The 1,425-nt window shown below is 72.2% G+C and carries 1 protein-coding gene; it reads right to left on the minus strand.

The genetic code is table 11. The annotated features are described in order from the left end of the window. Window positions 1-121 precede the first annotated feature (121 nt). A complete protein-coding gene (locus tag ACFXPX_RS43865; RefSeq protein WP_380645122.1) occupies window positions 122-1,357 on the minus strand; it encodes an IS701 family transposase in 1,236 nt (411 codons plus the stop codon). Window positions 1,358-1,425: the final 68 nt, after the last annotated feature.

Here is a 1,425-nt window from a genome sequence, read left to right on the forward strand (position 1 = left end):
CTAGTAGTGCTTTGTTAGGTCGGGGCTGGTCTTGGTCTGGGCAGTGGTCGCTGGCAGGTCGGGCATGTGCCGTTCCAGGTGGCCAGGAGGTGTTGGAGGGCTCTGACCGCCTGGTAGAGGGTCATGCCCGAGCAGGCACTTTTGGGCGGCTCCGGGCGAGGGTGACGAAGAGGTGGGCGGCGGTGACGAGGGTGACGTGGCGGTGCCAGCCGGTCCAGGAACGGCCCTCGAAGTGGTCGAGGCCCAGGGCGGTCTTCAGCTCGCGGTAGTCGTGCTCGATCCGCCAGCGGATCTTGGCCAGGCCCACCAGGTCCTCGACGGGTGTGTCGGCGGGCAGGTTGGACACCCAGTAGTGGGACGGCTCGGCCAGGTGGGCGGGCCACTGGGCCAGCAGCCAGCATGCGGCAATGGTGCCGTTCTCCGCGGGCCGGGGCCGGCGTCCGGCCAGCCGGACCCGCAGGACGACGAAGTCGCCGCTCAGGCGGTCGCGGGACCCGTGTCGCCAGGTGATCGTGCGGGCCGCCGCTCGGCCGGCGGCCCGCACGTGCTCGGCCAGCGGGATCGGGCGGGTGCGGTAGCGGGGCTTGGGGCGGGGGCCGAGTCCGCCGTAGGGCGGCTGGTGGGGGAGCGCGTCCAGCGGGTGGGCGGTTGCCAGGCCCTTGACCTGCACGATCCACCGCAGGCCGCGCTCGTCGAGGGCGTTGCGGAAGTGGGCGTTGTCGCCGTAGCCGGCGTCCGCGACCACGACCGGCGCGGTGAGGTGCCAGGTGGCGAGCTCGTCGAGCATCTCCAGCGCGAGGCGCCATTTCGGGCGGTGGACCTCACTGTCGGGGACGCGGCAGTGGGCCCGCCGCCGCCCGGCGCGGGCGGCGGCGGCCTCATCCGCGGCATGCTCCGGGTCCCAGGCGGCGGGCAGGAACAGACGCCAGTCGAGCGGGCGGGACGCCTGGTCGGTGACCGCGTGGACGCTCACTCCGACCTGGCAGTTGCCGACCTTGCCGAGCGTCCCGGAGTACTGGCGGGCGACCCCGGGCGAGGCGGTGCCGTCCTTCGGGAACCCGGTGTCGTCGACCACCCAGGCGGCCGGTGCCAGCGATTCCACCGCCCGGCGGGCGATCCGAGCCCGCACCGCCTCGACCGGCCAGGTCGAGGCGGTGATGAACTGCTGCAGGCGCTGGTGGTCGATCCCGAGGCGCTCGGCCATCGGCTGCATCGACTTGCGCCGTCCGTCCAGCAGCAGACCACGCAGATAGCCCAGGCCCTTGTCCCGCTGGTCCGCACGCCGCAACGGAGCGAAGAGCTCCGCCGCGAACGCCTCCAACTCATCACGTAACAGTGCCAGTTCGTCCGGAGTCACACCGACAGCGAACCGCCGAACCGCCAACCTGCCCAGACCCCGCGCAACACGTAACAAAGCACTACTAG

The sequence above is a fragment of the Kitasatospora sp. NPDC059146 genome, from assembly GCF_042786665.1.
In the GTDB taxonomy this organism is placed as follows: Bacteria; Actinomycetota; Actinomycetes; order Streptomycetales; family Streptomycetaceae; genus Kitasatospora.